This is a genomic window from Thiomicrorhabdus immobilis (genome assembly GCF_021654855.1).
Classification (GTDB): Bacteria; Pseudomonadota; Gammaproteobacteria; order Thiomicrospirales; family Thiomicrospiraceae; genus Thiomicrorhabdus; species Thiomicrorhabdus immobilis.
In genome coordinates this window covers 1,556,165-1,575,222 of record NZ_AP024202.1, presented here as the reverse complement: position 1 = coordinate 1,575,222, position 19,058 = coordinate 1,556,165, and the positions used below count along the sequence as shown (strand labels likewise).

The 19,058-nt window shown below is 43.2% G+C and carries 16 protein-coding genes; 12 read left to right on the top strand and 4 right to left on the bottom strand.

The annotated features are described in order from the left end of the window. Positions 1 to 70 precede the first annotated feature (70 nt). The 4 genes from purL to L6421_RS07155 all read left to right on the top strand — a co-directional run bounded on the left by purL (position 71) and on the right by L6421_RS07155 (position 7,517). Positions 71 to 3,940 carry a phosphoribosylformylglycinamidine synthase gene (gene purL, locus L6421_RS07170; RefSeq protein WP_237260892.1) on the top strand — a complete coding sequence of 1,290 codons (3,870 nt, stop codon included), beginning with the start codon at positions 71 to 73 and terminating at the stop codon, positions 3,938 to 3,940. A 197-nt stretch (positions 3,941 to 4,137) separates the two neighbouring features. Then, positions 4,138 to 6,051 (top strand): 5'-nucleotidase C-terminal domain-containing protein, encoded by a 1,914-nt coding sequence (locus tag L6421_RS07165; RefSeq protein WP_237260890.1) that lies wholly within the window; start codon positions 4,138 to 4,140, stop codon positions 6,049 to 6,051. Between the two features lie 117 nt (positions 6,052 to 6,168). Next, complete coding sequence (locus tag L6421_RS07160; RefSeq protein ID WP_237260710.1) at positions 6,169 to 6,681, top strand: helix-turn-helix domain-containing protein; 513 nt, start codon at positions 6,169 to 6,171, stop codon at positions 6,679 to 6,681. Next, a complete protein-coding gene (locus L6421_RS07155) occupies positions 6,591 to 7,517 on the top strand; it encodes an IS3 family transposase (protein WP_237264432.1) in 927 nt (308 codons plus the stop codon). Before L6421_RS07160 ends, L6421_RS07155 begins: the two co-directional genes overlap by 91 nt. Positions 7,518 to 7,841: 324 nt before the next feature. Here the strand turns inward: L6421_RS07155 and L6421_RS07150 are convergent, their stop codons facing one another. From L6421_RS07150 to ettA, 4 genes are all read right to left on the bottom strand, one after another. Beyond that, on the bottom strand, positions 7,842 to 8,315 hold the full coding sequence (locus tag L6421_RS07150; protein ID WP_237260888.1) for a hypothetical protein: 474 nt from the start codon (positions 8,313 to 8,315) through the stop codon (positions 7,842 to 7,844). 82 nt (positions 8,316 to 8,397) lie between these two features. Beyond that, positions 8,398 to 8,889, bottom strand: a complete 492-nt coding sequence (locus tag L6421_RS07145; RefSeq protein ID WP_237260886.1) for a DsrE family protein — start codon at positions 8,887 to 8,889, stop codon at positions 8,398 to 8,400. A 42-nt stretch (positions 8,890 to 8,931) separates the two neighbouring features. After that, on the bottom strand, positions 8,932 to 9,843 hold the full coding sequence (locus L6421_RS07140; RefSeq protein ID WP_237260884.1) for a GGDEF domain-containing protein: 912 nt from the start codon (positions 9,841 to 9,843) through the stop codon (positions 8,932 to 8,934). 3 nt (positions 9,844 to 9,846) lie between these two features. Further along, complete coding sequence (gene ettA, locus L6421_RS07135) at positions 9,847 to 11,517, bottom strand: energy-dependent translational throttle protein EttA (protein ID WP_237260882.1); 1,671 nt, start codon at positions 11,515 to 11,517, stop codon at positions 9,847 to 9,849. 231 nt (positions 11,518 to 11,748) lie between these two features. Here ettA and glyA point away from each other — a divergent pair, with 231 nt between their 5' ends. From glyA to thiL, 8 genes are all read left to right on the top strand, one after another. Next, positions 11,749 to 13,020, top strand: a complete 1,272-nt coding sequence (gene glyA / locus L6421_RS07130; protein ID WP_237260880.1) for a serine hydroxymethyltransferase — start codon at positions 11,749 to 11,751, stop codon at positions 13,018 to 13,020. Between the two features lie 237 nt (positions 13,021 to 13,257). Further along, positions 13,258 to 13,722 (top strand): transcriptional regulator NrdR, encoded by a 465-nt coding sequence (nrdR, locus tag L6421_RS07125; RefSeq protein WP_237260878.1) that lies wholly within the window; start codon positions 13,258 to 13,260, stop codon positions 13,720 to 13,722. A gap of 31 nt (positions 13,723 to 13,753) precedes the next feature. After that, the gene (gene ribD / locus L6421_RS07120; RefSeq protein ID WP_237260876.1) at positions 13,754 to 14,896 is read left to right on the top strand and encodes a bifunctional diaminohydroxyphosphoribosylaminopyrimidine deaminase/5-amino-6-(5-phosphoribosylamino)uracil reductase RibD; all 1,143 of its coding nucleotides are present in this window, start codon (positions 13,754 to 13,756) and stop codon (positions 14,894 to 14,896) included. Positions 14,897 to 14,900: 4 nt separating this feature from the next. Then, positions 14,901 to 15,551: a riboflavin synthase gene (locus L6421_RS07115; protein WP_237260875.1), complete on the top strand. Its 651-nt coding sequence runs from the start codon at positions 14,901 to 14,903 to the stop codon at positions 15,549 to 15,551. A 2-nt stretch (positions 15,552 to 15,553) separates the two neighbouring features. Next, positions 15,554 to 16,669 carry a bifunctional 3,4-dihydroxy-2-butanone-4-phosphate synthase/GTP cyclohydrolase II gene (gene ribBA / locus L6421_RS07110; protein WP_237260873.1) on the top strand — a complete coding sequence of 372 codons (1,116 nt, stop codon included), beginning with the start codon at positions 15,554 to 15,556 and terminating at the stop codon, positions 16,667 to 16,669. A gap of 118 nt (positions 16,670 to 16,787) precedes the next feature. Next, positions 16,788 to 17,249, top strand: a complete 462-nt coding sequence (ribH, locus tag L6421_RS07105) for a 6,7-dimethyl-8-ribityllumazine synthase (protein ID WP_237260871.1) — start codon at positions 16,788 to 16,790, stop codon at positions 17,247 to 17,249. Then, on the top strand, positions 17,249 to 17,728 hold the full coding sequence (gene nusB / locus L6421_RS07100) for a transcription antitermination factor NusB (RefSeq protein ID WP_237260869.1): 480 nt from the start codon (positions 17,249 to 17,251) through the stop codon (positions 17,726 to 17,728). Before ribH ends, nusB begins: the two co-directional genes overlap by 1 nt. Before the next feature lie 216 nt (positions 17,729 to 17,944). Next, positions 17,945 to 18,937, top strand: coding sequence for a thiamine-phosphate kinase (gene thiL / locus L6421_RS07095; RefSeq protein WP_237260867.1), 993 nt, complete (start codon positions 17,945 to 17,947; stop codon positions 18,935 to 18,937). Positions 18,938 to 19,058: the final 121 nt, after the last annotated feature.

The following is a 19,058-nucleotide window of genomic DNA, read 5'->3' as shown; positions in this document are numbered from 1 at the left end:
TCATTTCAAGAGGGCTTTGTTTTTTATGAGTCTTAATAAATTTTAGGTCTCTGCAGTAAGGGTCAAAAGTATGCAAGTTATCTGGGGAAATCCAGCTCATTCAGCTTATCGTTTAAATCAACTTTTAACTAAGTTAAAAGAAGTTGGAACTATTCAAAATGTTCAATCTCAATATGTCTACTTTGTAGATTTGGAGGGAGAGTTAACCAGTACTGAATTAGCGCACTTGAAGGTGCTGTTAAATAATTCTGAAGAAGATAAAAGTTCAGCTCTTTCAGCCGACAGCTGTATTGTGACCCCGCGTTTGGGTACGATTTCTCCTTGGTCTTCAAAAGCGACCGATATCACCCATACTTGCGGTATTGGACGTGTGCACAGAATTGAACGCGGCGTAGTCTATACCTTTGAGGGTGTCAATGCTGACGATAAAGCCGCTATGCTTGCGGTTGTGCATGACCGAATGGTTGAACAGGTTTCCTACGATTTTGAAACCCTTGAAGGTTTGTTCTCTCATCAATCGCCAAAACCTTATTCAACGGTCGATATTTTGGGTGGTGGTCGCCAGGCTTTGGTTGATGCTAATGCCGAAATGGGGTTGGCCTTAAGTGATGATGAAATCGATTACTTGATCAACGCTTTTACAGGGTTGAATCGAAACCCTGTGGATGCTGAATTAATGATGTTTGCACAGGCAAACTCAGAGCATTGTCGTCATAAAATCTTCAATGCCGATTGGACTATTGATGGTGAAGATAAGCCGAATTCATTGTTCGGTATGATTCGCAATACCTATCAGAAGAGTCCGGAAGGGGTTTTGTCGGCCTATAGTGATAATGCCGCGGTCATTAAAGGCTATCCGGCATCACGTTTCTTCCCGAATCCGCAAACCCGCCAATATGAATTTAATGAAGAAAATGTTCATTTCCAGATTAAGGTGGAAACCCATAACCACCCAACCGCTATTTCACCTTGGCCAGGTGCGGCAACCGGTTCTGGTGGTGAAATCCGTGATGAAGGTGCAACGGGTAAAGGCTCCAAACCTAAGGTTGGTTTAACCGGATTCACCGTGTCTAACTTGAATATTCCTGGCTTTAAGCAGCCTTGGGAGCGTGATTATGGTAAGCCTGCCCGAATCGTAACGCCATTTGAGATTATGATTGAAGGGCCGTTGGGTGCTGCTGGATTTAACAATGAGTTTGGTCGTCCGGCAATTAACGGTTATTTCCGTACTTATGAAAATGCCTATGTTACCCATGAAGGTGAAGAAATTCGCGGATACCACAAGCCGATTATGCTTGCAGGTGGTTTAGGTAGTATCCGTGAAGAGCATGTACAAAAAGGCGATATCCCTGTCGGTGCAAAACTGGTTATCCTGGGTGGGCCAGCGATGTTGATCGGTCTTGGTGGTGGTGCGGCTTCTTCTGTCGATACCGGAGCAGGTTCTGAGGCTTTGGATTTCGCTTCGGTTCAGCGTGAGAACCCAGAAATGGAGCGTCGCGCCCAAGAGGTTATCGACCGTTGTACTTATTTAGGAGAGGACACGCCAATCGCATCGATTCATGATGTAGGAGCGGGTGGTATTTCCAATGCTTTCCCTGAGTTGGTTAATGACGCGGGTAAAGGTGGAAAAATTGATTTGCGTTCGGTACCAAATGACGAACCTGGTATGTCACCAATGGAAATTTGGAGCAACGAATCTCAAGAGCGTTATGTCATTGCGGTTCATGCGGATAAAATCGAACAGTTTGAAGCGATTTGTAAACGTGAGCGTTGTTTGTACGCGATTGTTGGTGAAGCGACTAAGGAACAAGAGTTGATCGTAAATGATACCGTATTTGATAATAATCCGGTTGATATGCCTTTGAATGTGTTGTTAGGTAAACCACCTAAAATGCATAGAACGGCGGAAACCCGTAATATTCCTCAAGCAGGTTTTGAAACCGCCAATTTAGATTTTAATGATGTGACCGAGCGTTTGTTAAAGTTACCGACGGTCGCCAGCAAAAACTTCCTAATCACCATTGGTGATAGAAGTATTACGGGTATGGTAACGCGAGATCAAATGGTCGGTCCTTGGCAGGTTCCGGTGGCCGATGCTGCGGTAACTTGTGCGGATTATAATGGTTATACTGGTGAAGCTATGGCTTCGGGTGAGCGTCCTCCTGTTGCATTGATTAACCCTAAGGCTTCTGCACGCCTTTCGATTGCCGAAGCGATTACCAATATCGCTTGTGCGAAAATTGAAAAAATGAGTGATATTAAAATCTCTGCTAACTGGATGGCTGCAGCGGGTCACCCTGGTGAGGATTCCGCGCTTTATGATGCGGTTGAAGCGGTAGGTTTGGAATTGTGTCCAGAGTTGGGGATTGCAGTTCCGGTCGGTAAAGACTCGATGTCGATGAAAACCGTTTGGCAAGAGGGGGATGAATCCAAAGCGGTTATCTCTCCGGTATCTTTGAACATCACGACTTTTGCACCTGTGCAAGATGTGCGTAAAACGGTAACGCCGCAATTACGTACCGATTTGGGTGAAACTGAATTATTGGTTATCGATTTAGGTAAAGGACAGAATCGTGTTGGAGCAAGCTGTTTAGCGCAGGTTTACAACCAGATTGGTGATGTTGCTGCAGATTTAGATAACTCAGAAGATTTGTTGAACCTATTCAATGCCACACAAGATATGTTGGAAGATGGCTTAATGCTGGCTTATCATGACCGTGCTGATGGTGGTTTATTGGTCACGTTATTAGAGATGGCGTTCGCAGGTCATTGTGGTTTGAACGTTGATGTTAGCGCTCTTGGTTCTGAAGCCATTGCTGCATTATGCGCTGAAGAGGTCGGGGTTGCAATTCAGGTTAAGAGTGTTGATAAATCAGCGGTTGAAGCAATCCTGAATAAATATGCGTTATCTTCAATGTCACACTGGATCGGTTCAACCTCTACGGATGATCAAGTTCAGATTGCTGCGCATGGTAAAATCATGCTTGATATGCCACGTAAAAAGCTCCAGGCCTGGTGGTCGGAAACCTCTTATCGTATGCAGGCTTTGCGTGATAATGAGAACTGTGCGAAACAAGAGTTTGATGCGATTCAGAATTGTGAAAACACCGAGATTTCACCAGTCGTCACCTTTGATATTAACGAGGATATTACCGCTGAATTTGCCGGTAAGCCAAGACCAATGGTCGCTATCCTGCGTGAACAGGGTGTAAACGGGCAGCAAGAGATGGCAGCGGCATTCACTAAAGCCGGTTTTGATGCCATCGATGTACATATGACGGATGTCCTATCGGGTGAAGTCAAGTTTGCAGACTATAAAGGGCTGGTCGCTTGCGGTGGATTCTCTTATGGAGATGTGTTGGGTGCGGGTAGAGGTTGGGCAAACTCAATCCTATTCAATGAAACAGCTCGCGCGGAATTTGAAGCGTTCTTTAATCGCGACGATACCTTCACTTTAGGGGTTTGTAACGGTTGTCAGATGCTTTCGAATCTAAAAGACATCATTCCTGGAGCTGAAAGTTGGCCTGCATTCGTTCGTAATGAATCTGAGCAGTTTGAAGCCCGTTTCTCACAAGTTGAAATTCAAGAATCTCCTTCTATCCTTTTGAAAGGCATGGAAGGGACTCGAATTCCGGTAGCGGTTGCTCATGGAGAGGGGCGAATGGACTTTGGTTCGGGTTCTGCAAGTGATGTGGATGGTTTGGTTGGTCTGCGTTATGTTGATGCCATCGGTCAGCCGACGGAAGCTTATCCATTTAACCCTAACGGTTCAGAAGCTGGTATGACTGGTTTGACCACGCCTGATGGGCGTGTGACGATCATGATGCCACACCCGGAGCGTGTATTTAGAACCGTACAAAACTCATGGCATCCTGATGACTGGTTGGAAGATGCACCTTGGATGCGTCTATTCAGAAATGCACGTAAGTGGGTAGGATAAATAGCGTATATTCTTTAAGTTCTAGAATTTAAAGAAAATTTTCAAAAGTTACTTTATTAGTAAATGCTAATAAGAATTTTCTAATAGCGGATAACTTACATTTATTTGACTTTATATGGGCTTGCCCTTAAATTTGTCTGACTAAAATTTTAATGCCCTTGAAAAAGGGCGTATTTTTCATAAAAACGGAGAGACCTATGTCTTTAAATCGCCGCGAATTTCTTCATGTAATGTCAATGGCTGCAGCAGCAGGGATGTTACCTGGTACAGCTAGTGCAATGTCTGGTGGAGCTGATAAAGCTGCTGCTCTGAAGGCATCAGATGAGATTTATAACCAGCCTATGAAAGGTAAGGTTCGTCTATTACACATTACTGATACACATGCTCAGTTAAAGCCAATTTATTTCCGTGAGCCTAACGTTAACTTAGGAACTGGTCCTGCTTTTGGTAAATTACCACACGTTGTTGGTACAAAATTATTAAAAGAGATCGGTGTTAAGGAAAATACGCCTTTAGCGCATGCTTTCACTTACATGAACTTCCAAGATGCTTCTGAGCAGTATGGTAAAGTTGGTGGTTTTGCCCACGTTAAGACTTTATTAGATAAGTTACGTGAACAAGCTGGTGGACGTGATAACACTTTAACTATGGATGGTGGTGATTTATGGCACGGTTCAGGTACTGCGTTATTCACACGTGGTATGGACATGGTTGAAGCCTCTAACCTTTTAGGTGTGGACATTATGACTGGTCACTGGGAATTCACATACGGTGAAGCAGAGGTTCTTAAAAACCTTAACGCATTCAAAGGTGAGTTCTTAGCGCAAAACGTACGTATCAAAGAAGATTCTTTATTCGGTGATGATTACCGTGAAATGGTAGCGGCACACAATGGTGTTGGTCTTTATGATGAAGACGAAGCTCGTGCATTCAAGCCTTATACTATTAAAATTGTAAACGGTGAGCGTATTGCGGTTGTTGGTCAAGCGTTCCCTCGTACTGCTAACGCTAACCCTCAGTCAAACTTCCCAGATTGGTCTTTCGGTCTTCGTGAAGATGCTTTACAAGAGCTAGTTGACAAGATCCGTGAAAAAGAAAAAGTAGCGGCTATCGTTATGATTTCTCACAACGGTATGGATGTTGATATCAAGATGGCATCACGTGTTAGCGGTATCGACGCTATCTTTGGTGGTCACACACACGATGGTATTCCTAAGACAACTCCTGTTAAGACTCCAGAAGGTGGTGTATGTCACGTAACTAACGCGGGTTCTAACGGTAAGTTCGTAGGTTGCATGGATTTAGATATCCAGAATGGTAAATTACGTGGTGTTGACTACAAATTACTTCCTGTATTCTCTAATGTTCTTGCTGCAGATGCTGAAGTACAAACTTTCATCGATCATTTGTACACTAAAAAGTATGATGAAAACATCGTTGAATCACGTAACCCAGATCGCGCTGTAAACAAAGACCGTCTAGGTAAAACTTATGGTGAGATTCTTGGTGAAGAACTAGCTGTGGCAGAAGATACTCTATATCGTCGTGGTAACTTCATGGGGACTTGGGATCAGATCATCGTAAACTCTCTACGTGAAGAGCACGATACTCAAATCGCTATGTCTGCAGGTGTTCGTTGGGGTACTTCTGTACTAGCTGGCGAAATGATCACTATGGAACGTGTTATGGATGAAACATCTATGACTTATGGTGAGACTTACAAATCAGAAGTGACTGGTGCGCAAATGAAGGATATCCTTGAAGGTATCTGTGAGAACCTATTCCAAAAAGACCCATACCTACAGTCAGGTGGTGATATGGTTCGTCTAGGTGGTATGGACTATACTTGTGAGCCAAACGGTAAGTTCGGTAGCCGTATCTCTGAAATGCGTCTAGATGATGGAACTCCTTTAGAAGCGAACAAAACATACACTGTTGCTGGTTGGGCGCAGGTTGAAGCAGTTGGTCAAGGTCGCCTAATGTGGGATGTTGCAGCTGATTACCTACGTAACCATAAAGGTTCGACTAAGCTTAAGAAAGTTAACCATCCTAAGCTTAAGGGTGTTAAAAACAATCCAGGTATCGAAGCATACCCAGGTGAAATGGCTTAATTCTTTAAGTTGTTTAACACGCAATAAAAAGCCGGCTATATGCCGGTTTTTTTATGTCTGAAATTTGGTGTTTTGAAGTGACCCCCAAATGTTGGACACCAACTTTGGGGGTTTTTCATGTCCAAATACAATCGAGAATTTAAACTGGCGATTGCTAAGCAATGCCTTTCTCATGAATCCAGTCTGTCCATTTCCAAGCGACTCGGTATTCCAGATCGCTATATCCGTTACTGGACACAAGTCTATCGTTTCCATGGTCAAAATGCGTTTATCAAACGTAACACACCATACTCTTTTGAAGACAAATATCGTATCCTAAAACACATGCGTGAAAATCACTGGTCTATTAGTTATACCAGTATTGTCTATAACATGAGTTCTGCGGGTACGATTTCTACTTGGCTCACTCAATTCGAACGGTTCGGCCTTTCAGGCTTACAACCTAAAAAGCAGGGTAGAAAAATGAAAAAAAACCAAAAGCAAGAAACCATTAAACCAACCGAACAAATGAGCCTAGAAGAGTTACGAGAAGAACTCGAATACCGTCGAGCGGAGAATGCCTATTTAAAAAAGCTCGATGCCCTGCTTCAGGAAAAAGAACGCCAAAGCAAGAAAAAGCAGGGCTCATAGATAAGCTTAGAAAGTTCTATCCACTTAAACATCTTCTCAAGGCCGCAGGGCTTGCACGAAGTGTGTTTTATTACCATCAGGCGCGCAGTGCGCTGCCTGATCGTTATGCGGACGTTAAAAGAGCGATTCAACAACTCTTTAATGAACATAAAGGTCGTTATGGGTATCGACGCATGACCTATGCGTTAAGACGCTTAGGTCACTTTTTAAACAAGAAGGCCGTTCAACGTTTAATGCAAGAACTGAACTTGAAGTCATTCGTCAGGCCAAAGCGTTACCGATCCTATAGAGGTCAAGTAGGCCGAATTGCCGAGAATGTGCTTCAAAGAAACTTCCATGTTGATGCACCGGATAAAAAATGGGTCACCGATGTCACGGAGTTTAAAGTCGGAGAACAGCGAGTTTACTTATCCCCGGTGATTGACCTGTTTAACCAAGAAGTGATTAGTTATCGAGTGGCTAAGAGTGCACGGCTACCACTGGTGACCGACATGCTTAAAGAAGCAATCAATAAGTTAACAGGCAAAGTCAAACCCATATTCCACAGTGATCAAGGCTGGCAGTATCAGCATAGTGATGTACAGAAGCTACTGAAAGAAAATGGATTAACTCAGAGTATGTCAAGAAAAGGGAACTGCTTAGATAATGCAGTTGCTGAGAACTTTTTTGGGATTTTAAAAACAGAGATGTACCATCGCAAGAAATTCAATAGTGCTGAGCATCTGATGGAAGAGATTAAAGATTATATTGAGTATTACAATACAAAACGAATCAAGGTGAAACTAAAAGGCCTGACTCCGATAGAATATCGAAATCAGGCCTTAAGTGCCGCTTAACTAAAATGTCCAACTTTTTGGGGTCACTTCATTTAACCGGCTTAGTGAATGAGTATCTTTTTATGATTGAGAGAACCTGGTGGAGTTGGCTTGAATTAGCCAGACGGGATTTGGCTTGGTCGGCTTAATAAAAGCGGTCTAAATCCAATTTTGACAAACCTAGCTATTTGTTAAAAACTGCAGCTATTACTTAAAACCACGAGTATTTAAATGCATCTAGTCTTAGAAATATAGCAATAAGGGAGGTTTAGCTGGAAATTTGTATGGAGCGTTTATCGGGCTTGAGATATATAACTTAAAGTTAACCAGGCCTGGTAAGTTCAATTAAATTTTGCAGAGTTGTTGATTGATTGTATGTGTCGCAACTTGATTACCATTGAGGTCTTTATATTGAACTATGATTTCTTCTTTTAGGGCTTGGTTTCGCATGATGTAGAACAGATTTGTATCGCAAAAGCGATCAACAATATTTAAAGTCATGCTGTTTTGAAAGTTGATGCCATTCACTCGGCCGGCAGATTGTGCAATCTCTTTTATAAGGTTGCTGTAACAAATTTCCGGGTCGTGGATGACTTGAATGATGATTTGTCGGTTTTTCTGGATGGTCGAAACCCGTTCAATCCCTTCTATTCTGTCACCATTGAATTGGTTGTTTAACAGTCGATTGAGTGTATTGATTAAATTGTAACTGTTGCTTTTGCTGGGGTTTTCAACATCATAATCAGGCTTTACAAGAGGAGGGAGTTGTTGAGGAGGTTGTGTCGTTGTACTCGAGCAGCCAAAAAGAAAGAAGACCATTAATAAGTTTATCGTTATCGGTTTTATAATGGTCTTGCTAGTTTTCATATTGATGGGTTAGCTATCTAAGCTGGTTGATGCATTATTGTACTTTAAGGTAAGAGTAACCTTCGCTTTGTAGAATAGCGATTTTGGCTACACCAGAGGGCGCAAACTGAATACCTTTGTAAACCTTGTCTTGTGGTAACCCGACTTCATCACGGGTTTTATCACATAAATGCACTTTAACGCCACGAGTATTAATCAATGCATCTAGACGGCCTTTAAGTTCATCTCGGCGCTTCAAGAGTGCTTCATCTGCTTCATAGGGAGTTCCTTTTAGAGCATCATCCGTTGTAAAACGTAAACCGTAGCCTACAAACACCAAGTGTACATCCGCCTCCATCAATTCAGACTCATAAAAGTTCATGATATTGTTAATGGAGGTCAAGGTAGCGGAATAACGCGTTGGATCCTTAAAGTCGACATGGTAGACGACCTTGGCACCGTCATCCGCAGCATTTGCGGTTGTCGAAAATGCCATTAACAGGCTTAATCCGAAAGCGCCGATAAGTTTAGTGATTGTTCTGAACATGATATTTCTCCTAACAATAAACAAGCAGTCAAATTTTTGATATTACATTATACGTGTAATATCACGAGTACCTTCCGCAGCCTGAATTGCCGCATTCACACGTTGAAACAAGACTTGGCTGTCCTCTTCTTTAGCACGCAGTTCTGTCACACCTGCATGGCTGGTTAAACAGGTAGTCTGTCCATCGTCCAGCTTGATTTTTTGCGCAGCGATGGTTTCTTGGGCAAGTTTGGCGATACGGAAAGCATCAACCGCTTTCACTTCAGGCAACACCACCATAAATTGATCACAACTCAAGCGACCAATATAACCGAGTTCCTTGACCACGTTTTTAATCGCATGCGCGGCAGTCAGGATTGCTTTATCGCCGATTTCATGACCATAACCATCGGTGACACGTTTAAAACAGTCTAAGTTGATTTTAATCAGAGAGAGTGATTTGTTGTTCAAGCGGGCTTTATTCAATTCTTCATCAACAAGACCTAAAAAGAAGTCGCGGTTGAACAGTTCCGTAAGAGGGTCGGTAGAAGAGAGATGTTCAATCTGCTCTTCCATGTGTTTACGGCTGGTAATATTGATAGCAAGCCAGATAGCGGCAGGTTGCTCATAAGTACCATCGGTTACAGGATAGACGCGTGCTTCATACCATTGACCACCTTTAGGGCCTTCTTGAATGCCTTCAACCTCATCATTGGCCAATTGATATTCAATTTCTTGTAGTTGACCTGAGGCAATCGCTCTCTGCACCACTTTTAAAAAACGGTTGGCCATTTGCTCGGGCAATACTTCATGGTATTTTTTCCCAATCAATCCTGAGCCATCCGCATAAAGGTTGCGTGCTTGACCACCAACGATATCTAAATAGGTACCGTCTTGACCCATCACAAAGATAGGGTCGGGCATCGCGTTGGCAATGGCTTCTAAATGTGATGCAGTAGTATGAATTTCAGTCATGCTTTAATCCTTTGAAATCGGCTTGTATTTGATTCGGTGAGGTTGCGCGGCATCAGCCCCTTTGCGGCGTTTTAAGTCTTCTTCATAGTCTGAGAAGTTACCTTCAAACCACTCTACATGGGAATCACCCTCGAATGCAAGCATATGTGTGGCAATACGGTCCAAGAACCAACGGTCGTGGGAGATGACCACCGCACAACCGGCAAACTCTAGTAAAGCTTCTTCAAGCGCTCGTAAGGTTTCTACGTCTAAATCGTTGGTTGGTTCATCCAATAATAGTAAATTACCGCCACTTCTCAATGTTTTGGCTAGATGCACACGGTTACGTTCACCACCTGAAAGTTGACCGATTTTCTTTTGTTGGTCGCCACCTTTGAAGTTAAAACGACTGCAGTATGCACGTGAGTTCACCTCGGTATTGCCGACCATAAAGATTTCATCACCTTCAGAAATCTCTTCCCAAACTGATTTGTTATCATCCAGGGCATCACGGCTCTGGTCAACGTAAGAAAGTTTGACCGTTTCCCCAAATTCGATAGAACCGCTATCTGGTTTTTCCTGGCCTGTTAACATTTTGAATAGTGTCGATTTACCCGCACCGTTAGCACCGATAATACCGACAATTCCACCTTGCGGTAAACGGAAGTTCAAATCGTCGATCAATAGGCGGTCACCAAAACCTTTGGATATATGATTCACTTCGATGACTTTTTCACCCAGACGCTCCGCAACCGGAATAAAGATTTCACTGGTTTCATTACGTTTCTGGTTTTCTTGACTGCTTAATTCTTCAAAGCGAGCCATACGTGCCTTAGATTTGGCGTGACGGCCTTTGGCGTTAGAACGAACCCACTCAAGTTCATTCTTGATGGTTTTCATGCGTGCCGCTTCAGACTTGGATTCCTGCTCTAAACGTTTCTCTTTTTGTTCAAGCCAAGAAGAGTAGTTGCCTTCATAAGGGATTCCCTCACCGCGGTCCAATTCTAAAATCCACTGCGCGGCGTTATCTAGGAAGTATCTATCGTGCGTGATGGCGACCACCGTACCTGGGAAATCCAGTAAGAAACGTTCCAGCCAAGCGATGGATTCCGCATCCAAGTGGTTGGTTGGTTCATCCAGTAATAACATGTCAGGCTTTTCAAGCAGAAGTTTGCACAGAGCAACACGACGCTTCTCACCACCAGAAAGCACAGAAACATCCGTATCCCAGTCGGGTAGGCGAAGAGCGTCAGCGGCAATTTCTAGAGTGCGGTCGATATTGTGTCCATCTTTGGCTTGAATGATGTCTTCGATTTCAGCCTGTTTTTTTGCCAGGGCATCGAAGTCCGCATCCGGTTCAGCGTATGCGGCATACACCGCATCCAGCTCAGCCAAGGCATTTTTCACTTCAGAAACCGCTTCTTCAATGTTTCCACGAACGGTTTTGGTTTCATCCAGTTGCGGTTCTTGTGCGAGATAACCGATTTTAATCCCTGGCTGCGGTCTTGCTTCACCTACGATGTCGGTATCCAGGCCTGCCATGATTTTTAGTAGGGTTGATTTACCAGAACCGTTTAGACCTAAAACACCGATCTTGGCGCCTGGAAAAAACGATAGGGAGATATCTTTAAGGATGTGACGGTTAGGCGGGACAACTTTTCCCACGCGGTTCATGGTGTAAACAAACTGAGCCATGTGATTTCCTAATTATTTTTCTATATATGATTTGTTAATGATATGTATAAATTTAATTTAAGAAACTTTACCTAAAAAAAGCCATTATATAAAGCTTTAAATCAACGACGATGTTATAAAAACACTACATATAGTGGTCAAATTAAGAATACATTTGGCTATTTGGAGTAAAACAGGTAAAATCGTCTTCTTTGAAAATATTCGATCTTTTTGAAACGGAGAACCGTAAAAATGTTCACAAAATCAATGACCATCGCTGGCTATGATGACTTAATTGCTGATGCGATTAAAAATGAAGAAAATCGCCAAGAATCTCATATTGAGTTAATTGCATCTGAAAACTACACAAGTCCACGTGTAATGGAAGCCCAAGGCTCTTATTTCACAAATAAGTACGCTGAAGGTTACCCTGGCAAGCGTTATTACGGTGGTTGTGAATTTGCTGATGTAGTTGAACAAGCTGCGATTGATCGTGCAAAAGAACTATTCGGCGCTGACTATGCAAACGTACAGCCACACTCGGGTTCTCAAGCAAATGCCGCAGTTTATATGGCGTTGTTAAACCCAGGTGATACGGTTTTAGGGATGAGTTTGGCACACGGTGGCCACTTAACTCACGGTTCTCACGTAAGTTTCTCTGGAAAAATTTATAACGCGGTTCAATACGGAATTGACCCAGTTTCTGGTCAGATTGATTATGATGAAGTTCAGGCATTAGCGAACGAGCATAAGCCTAAGATGATCATCGCTGGTTTCTCTGCTTATTCTCAAGTAATCGACTGGTCTAAATTCCGTGAAATCGCCGATTCGGTTGGTGCCTACTTATTCGTGGATATGGCTCACGTTGCAGGTTTGATTGCAGGTGGTAAATATCCAAACCCTGTTCCATTCGCGGATGTGGTAACGACGACTACCCATAAAACATTACGTGGACCTCGTGGTGGTTTGATTCTTTGTAAGTCGAATCCTGAGTTAGAGAAAAAGCTAAACTCTGCTATTTTCCCTGGTGGTCAAGGTGGTCCTTTGGTTCACGTTATGGCGGCAAAAGCGGTGGCATTCAAAGAGTGTCTAGAGCCTGAGTGGAAAACTTACTGTGCAGATGTCATTGCTAACGCTAAGGCGATGGCAAAAGTGTTTATGGCTCGTGGTTGTGATGTGGTTTCAGGCGGGACAGAGAACCACCTGTTCTTGGTTAGCTTAATTGAAAAAGGTTTGACAGGTAAGTTGGTTGATGCGGCATTAGATGCGGCGCATATTACAATCAATAAAAACTCTGTACCAAATGACCCTATGTCACCATTTGTGACGTCTGGTATTCGTGTGGGTACGGCAGCGGCAACCACTCGTGGTTTCAATGAAGAAGATTGCACAAACTTAGCGACTTGGATGTGTGATGTGATTGATGCTTGTGACCAAGCAAATGAAACTTGGGATGAAACGGTTGTTGCGGATGTTCGCGCAAAAGTTTCTGCTTTATGTGAAGCCAAGCCTGTTTACAGATAATGTCGGCTGATTTCGATTCATTTTATAAAATCGAATATAGGTTGATTATCGCCTAAACAGAATATAAAAAACCACCAGGCCTGGTGGTTTTTTAGTTTTTAAAATTTAGAATTTTTTCAAAAAATATAAAGAAATTTATAGAAGAATTGATAAAAAATTATTAGATTTAATTTCGCGTTGAATGGGTAATCAATTAGCGTTAAATTAAATGTGATAAGACAAACTCAGGGAGTTTTTATGCACTGTCCTTTTTGTAATGCATCTGATACTAAGGTGATTGATTCACGCTTGGCAACGGAAGGGGTGCAGGTTCGACGTCGTAGAGAGTGTATCGAGTGCTCGGAACGTTTTACGACTTATGAGTCTGCGGAATTGTCTTTACCTCGTGTAGTGAAAAGTGATGGTAATCGCGAGAAATTTGATGAGGATAAAATCCGTCGTGGGTTGATTAAGGCCTTGGAAAAACGTCCGGTATCGAGCGACGCCATTGACCAGGTAGCCAGTCAAATGACCAAACGTTTGATGTCAGAAGGGGTTCGGGAGATTCCATCTTCACAACTAGGTGAATGGGTTATGGATGCTTTACGCGATTTGGATCAAGTCGCTTATGTCCGTTTTGCTTCAGTCTACCGCTCTTTTCAGGATGTAAACGCCTTTAGGGAAGAGATTGAGCGTTTAGTTAAGATGACTACCGCAAAGTAAAAACTCCAATCAAACTTATCAAGGATTAAACGTGTCTGCCACAACCTCTTCCGATTTGCGCTATATGCAGCAAGCTATCGATTTGGCGAAAAAAGGTTTGTATTCGACCAAACCGAATCCGGCTGTCGGATGTGTCTTGGTCAAAGATGGACAGGTTGTGGGAGAGGGTTGGCATCAGCGGGCAGGTCAGCCTCATGCGGAAAGGGTGGCGCTTGCTCAAGCAGGTGTTAATGCCAAAGGCGCAACCGCTTATGTCACTTTAGAGCCTTGTTCCCATTTTGGAAGAACACCACCTTGCGCCGACGGTTTGATTGAGGCTGAAGTGGCTCGTGTGGTTGTGGCGATGCAAGATCCTAATCCTATGGTCGCGGGGCAAGGCATAGAACGCATTAGAAACGCCGGTATTGAGGTATTGGTCGGAGTTTTGGAAGCGGAGGCTAAACAAATTAATTTAGGGTTTATTAGAAAGATGGAAAAGCAGCTACCTTTTGTTAGATTGAAAATGGCCAGTAGTTTAGATGGCCGTACCGCCATGGAAAATGGCGAAAGCCACTGGATTACTGGCGAAGAGTCTCGATTAGAGGTGCATAGAATGCGTGCTCGTTGTGGCGCCCTCATTACCGGAATTGGGACCGTATTGGCCGATAACCCGAGTTTAACGGTGCGTTTAAGCGATGAAGAACTGGCTAAGTTAAATTTAACCCAAGATAATTGTCATCCAATTCGGGTGGTGTTGGATCCTAATTTAAGCATGCCGTTAGATGCCAAGATGTTAGGTTTACCAGGTAGGACGATTTTAATGACTTCGCGTGAAACCGCTGAACGCAGTCCGGAAATCGTAGAAGCGATTGATGCTAAAGGTGTTGATATGGTCGCGGTTGCCGCAGAGGATGATCGTTTGGATATCGAATCTATTTTGCGTTATTTGGCTGAAGTAGAGCAGATTAATGATGTTATGGTTGAGTCGGGTGCGATTGTTGCCGGCGCATTTATACAGTCGGGCTTGGTGAATGAGTTGCACTGTTTTATTGCTCCTTCATTAATGGGGAATATGGCTAAACCGATGTTTGTTCTGCCTGGTATTGAAACGATGGCCGATAAAATCAATTTACGTATCCAATCCATCGATCGTTTTGGTGATGATGCTCGAATCGTTTTGGCATTAAAGGACTGAATTCATGTTTACAGGAATTATTCAAGCAGAGGGTTCGATTTCTAAGATAGAACCTCGTGATGGAGATTGGCGTATCACAATTCAAGTGGGTAAGCTTGATATGAGTGATGTGCAGATTGGCGATAGTATCGCCGCCAATGGTATTTGTTTAACGGCAATTGAGTTTGGCGACAACTACTATGTCGCCGATGTTTCTGGAGAAACCTTAACGGTGACGAACGCCGGTGATTGGTCAGTGGGTACGCCTGTGAATTTGGAAAAGGCGCTGACGTTGCAGGATAGATTGGGCGGCCACTTGGTTAGCGGCCACGTTGATGGTGTAGGGCATGTGAAGTCAATTTCTCAAGATGCACGTTCATGGCGTTATGAGGTTGAAGCACCTATTGAAATTTGCAAGTATATTGCCGCTAAAGGCTCGATTTGCATCAACGGAATCAGTTTGACGGTGAATCAGGTGGAGGGTTGCGTTTTTGGGGTGAATATTGTGCCGCATACCCGCCAAGAAACCACAATCAAACATCTGCAAGTAGGTTCAAGCGTCAATTTGGAAGTGGATTTGTTGGCTCGTTATTTAGAGCGCATGATGACTGCGCCACAAGCCAAACAAACGGGTACAATAACCGAACAATTTTTAGCAGAAAACGGATTTAAATAAAAATGCCATTGAATACAATAGAAGAACTTATCGCGGATTACAAACAAGGCAAAATGGTCATTCTAATGGATGATGAAGACCGTGAGAATGAGGGTGACCTTTTGGTTCCGGCAAGCACTTGCAATGCCGCTGATATTAACTTTATGGCGAAATACGGTAGAGGTTTAATTTGCCTAACTTTAACCAAAGAGCGTTGTAACCAACTGCATTTGCCTTTGATGGTGACGAATAATACCGATCAAAACGGTACTAATTTTACGGTTTCCATCGAAGCAGCTGAAGGGGTGACAACCGGGATTTCTGCTGGCGATAGAGCGGTTACGGTACAGACGGCGGTTGCTCCAGGTGCGGGACCGGCGGATATTGTCACTCCAGGACATATTTTCCCATTGATGGCTCAACCAGGTGGGGTTTTGACCCGTGCAGGCCATACCGAAGCAGGTTGCGATTTGGCACGTTTAGCGGGCTTCGAGCCGGCTTCTGTCATTGTTGAAATCATGAATGAAGATGGTTCAATGGCGCGTCGTGAAGATTTGGAAAGTTATGCTGCCGAACACGATTTGAAGATTGGTACGATTGCCGATTTGATTGAGTACCGTTTGCAAAATGAGAAAACCATTGAACGTGTTTCTGAATGTAAATTGCCAACACAGTTTGGTGATTTTAAGCTGATCGGTTATCAGGATGTACTTGAGCAGAAAGCGCATTTCGCTTTAGTTTACGGCACTATCGATAGTGAAAAACCGACGGCAGTACGTGTGCATATGCTGGATACTTTATGTGATGTGTTTGGCTCTCAGCGTCAAGAGTGTGGTTGGTCTTTAGATAAGGCTATGAAGCAGGTGGCGGAAGAGGGTTGTGGCGCCATTGTGGTTTTACGTAAGCATGAGGAAGCCGCAGAGTTGTTGGATAAGATTCAACAATATCAGATGAAGGATTTAGGCGTGAAATCACCTGACAGAATCGCAGAAGATGACACCAAAACCTATGGTTTAGGAGCGCAAATCATCGCTGATCTTGGAATTAAGAAGTTGAAAATCATCGGTTCAGCTTGGCGTATGACGGCTTTAAGCGGTTTCGGCCTTGAGATTACCGAAGTGGTTGAGAAAAAAGATTAACGGAACTCTGCTGACATGGTTGGATTGGAATGTTGAATTGATTCGGTTTTTTAATTCCGGGAAATGTGGCAAAATAGCGGATTAAATCGCTAATATAAAATAGATTAAGAGAAAAAATATGAAAATGGTAGAAGGAAACCTAAACGCCGATGGTATGAAAATCGGGTTTGTCGTAACGAGATGGAATAGTTTTGTCGTTGATCACTTGGTAAAGGGTTCCATTGAAACCATTGAAAGACACGGTGGTTCTTCGGATAACATCACTCAAGTTATGGTTCCAGGGGCTTTTGAAGTTCCTTTGGCCGTTGAGAAAATGGCTGCTTCTGGTAAATATGATGCGATTGTTGCGTTAGGTGCTGTTATTCAGGGTGGTACGCCACACTTTGATTATGTGGCTGGTGAAGCGACTAAAGGAATTAGCAGTGTGATGCTTAAGCATGGTATTCCTGTTGCATTTGGTATTTTGACGGTGAACTCAATTGAACAAGCAATTGAACGTGCCGGTACCAAAATGGGCAATAAAGGTGAGGAAGCAACGCTTTCGGCAATTGAAATGGTTAACGTATTGAAGAAGCTTTAATGAAGACAATTAAGGATATCCAGCCTGGTCAAGGCGAAGAAGTGGTTGAGAATGAAGGTCAGGTCGCTCCGCGAACTCAATCACGTCGTGTAGCTTTGCAGGCCTTATACCAATGGCAAATGACGAATGAAGAAATTCCTCAAATCATTAAGCAGTTCAATGAGGACGGGCTTCTAGAAGGTTTAGAGTTTGATTTCTTCAAAGAGCTTATTTCAGAAGTCTCTCAAAGTTCTGAAGCTCTTGATGCTCTGTATGCTGATTATCTTGATAGATCGGTAGCGCGTATCGACCCTGTTGAGCGTGCGATTATGCGTATGGGTGTGTATGAGTTGCAGTCTAAGATTGAAATTCCGTATAAAGTCGTCATCAACGAAAGTGTTGAGCTTGCCAAACGTTTTGGCGCTGAAGAAAGTCACAAGTATGTTAACGGAATCTTGGATAAGGCGGCTAAACAGTTGCGTGCCGCAGAATTCGCTTAACTGACGTAGATTTTTAGATGTTAAAACAGTTTGGCTTTCGCCTTGTTTTCAAAGCCTCGCATTCGGTGCGGGGCTTTTTTTATTTAGGCCTTTAAATTGTTCAATGGTATTAGTGTGATTGAGAGTGTTTTGAACGAGGTTCAGAGAAATCTTGACTGCATATCCGTTATTGATTTTATGAAAAGGTCTTGTGGTAACTAGAAGAAGTATGGATAGATGGCTTCAGAATTTGAATTAATAAACAGTTGTTTTCTGCCTTTGTCCAAAGGGTTGCAAGCCAATGAGCTTGGTATTGGTGATGATGGTGCGGTTTTGAATGTGCCTGCCAATCACCAGTTGGTTGTGGTTACCGACACCTTGGTGAGTGGAGTACATTTTCCTGAAGAGACCAATGCTTATGATATTGCCTGGAAAGCTTTGGCGGTTAATTTAAGTGATTTGGCGGCTATGGGTGCCGAACCGGGTTTTTTCTCTTTGGCGCTGACTTTGCCCAATAATGAACAGGCCTGGTTGGGTGAGTTTGCTCGAGGTTTAACAGCAATCAGTGAACAGTATTCCATCCCGTTAATTGGTGGTGACACCACCAAAGGGCATTTAACGGTAACGGTCACTGCACAAGGTTGGGTCGAGCAGGGGAAGGCGGTACGCCGTTCAGGTGCTCAATGTGATGATTTGATTTGTGTTACCAATACTATTGGAGATGGCGCTTTAGGTTTGAAAGTGGCGCAAAACAGTTTGCCAAGACAGGTCGATAACGCTTTAAGCGCCGAAGAAAAAAGCTTTTTGTTGGCTGCGTTAAACCGTCCGATCCCGCAACTTTTATTGAGCCGGCTGTTGAGTGATTATGCGAACAGTGCGATTGATATTTCAGATGGACTATTAGCGGATATGGGGCATATCTTCGAGCAATCAACCCCAGGTTTGAATGCTGAAATTGAGTTAGGTCAAATCCCTCTTTCAAGCGCTACCCAAAAGTATATTGATAAAACCCAAGATTGGACGACGATTTTAACGGGTGGTGATGATTATCAGCTTTGTTTCACCATGCTTGAAGATGACTTTAAAACGATGCACGAAAAAGCTTCAAAAATCGGTGTTGAGCTCACGGTTATCGGCCGGGTGATTGAAAGTGTTTCACCTGTACTATTGCAAGATGGTGAGGTTTTTAATCAGCAGGGTGGAGAACTCAAAGGTTATTTGCACTTTTGACGGATTATCCTTGTTGCGAGAAAATTTTCTGTTTGAATGTTTGCTGAACAAGATTGCTTTTGTGTGATTTCAGAGCACAAAAAAATGCCCGGTTTTTGTCATAAAGCCGGGCATTTTTCGA

Coding starts and splice junctions, on each gene's coding strand:
- purL (WP_237260892.1), top strand. CDS start 71: ATGCAAGTTATCTGGGGAAATCCAGCTCATTCAGCTTATCGTTTAAAT.
- L6421_RS07165 (WP_237260890.1), top strand. CDS start 4,138: ATGTCTTTAAATCGCCGCGAATTTCTTCATGTAATGTCAATGGCTGCA.
- L6421_RS07160 (WP_237260710.1), top strand. CDS start 6,169: ATGTCCAAATACAATCGAGAATTTAAACTGGCGATTGCTAAGCAATGC.
- L6421_RS07150 (WP_237260888.1), bottom strand. CDS start 8,315: ATGGTCTTCTTTCTTTTTGGCTGCTCGAGTACAACGACACAACCTCCT.
- L6421_RS07145 (WP_237260886.1), bottom strand. CDS start 8,889: ATGTTCAGAACAATCACTAAACTTATCGGCGCTTTCGGATTAAGCCTG.
- L6421_RS07140 (WP_237260884.1), bottom strand. CDS start 9,843: ATGACTGAAATTCATACTACTGCATCACATTTAGAAGCCATTGCCAAC.
- ettA (WP_237260882.1), bottom strand. CDS start 11,517: ATGGCTCAGTTTGTTTACACCATGAACCGCGTGGGAAAAGTTGTCCCG.
- glyA (WP_237260880.1), top strand. CDS start 11,749: ATGTTCACAAAATCAATGACCATCGCTGGCTATGATGACTTAATTGCT.
- nrdR (WP_237260878.1), top strand. CDS start 13,258: ATGCACTGTCCTTTTTGTAATGCATCTGATACTAAGGTGATTGATTCA.
- L6421_RS07115 (WP_237260875.1), top strand. CDS start 14,901: ATGTTTACAGGAATTATTCAAGCAGAGGGTTCGATTTCTAAGATAGAA.
- ribBA (WP_237260873.1), top strand. CDS start 15,554: ATGCCATTGAATACAATAGAAGAACTTATCGCGGATTACAAACAAGGC.
- ribH (WP_237260871.1), top strand. CDS start 16,788: ATGAAAATGGTAGAAGGAAACCTAAACGCCGATGGTATGAAAATCGGG.
- nusB (WP_237260869.1), top strand. CDS start 17,249: ATGAAGACAATTAAGGATATCCAGCCTGGTCAAGGCGAAGAAGTGGTT.
- thiL (WP_237260867.1), top strand. CDS start 17,945: ATGGCTTCAGAATTTGAATTAATAAACAGTTGTTTTCTGCCTTTGTCC.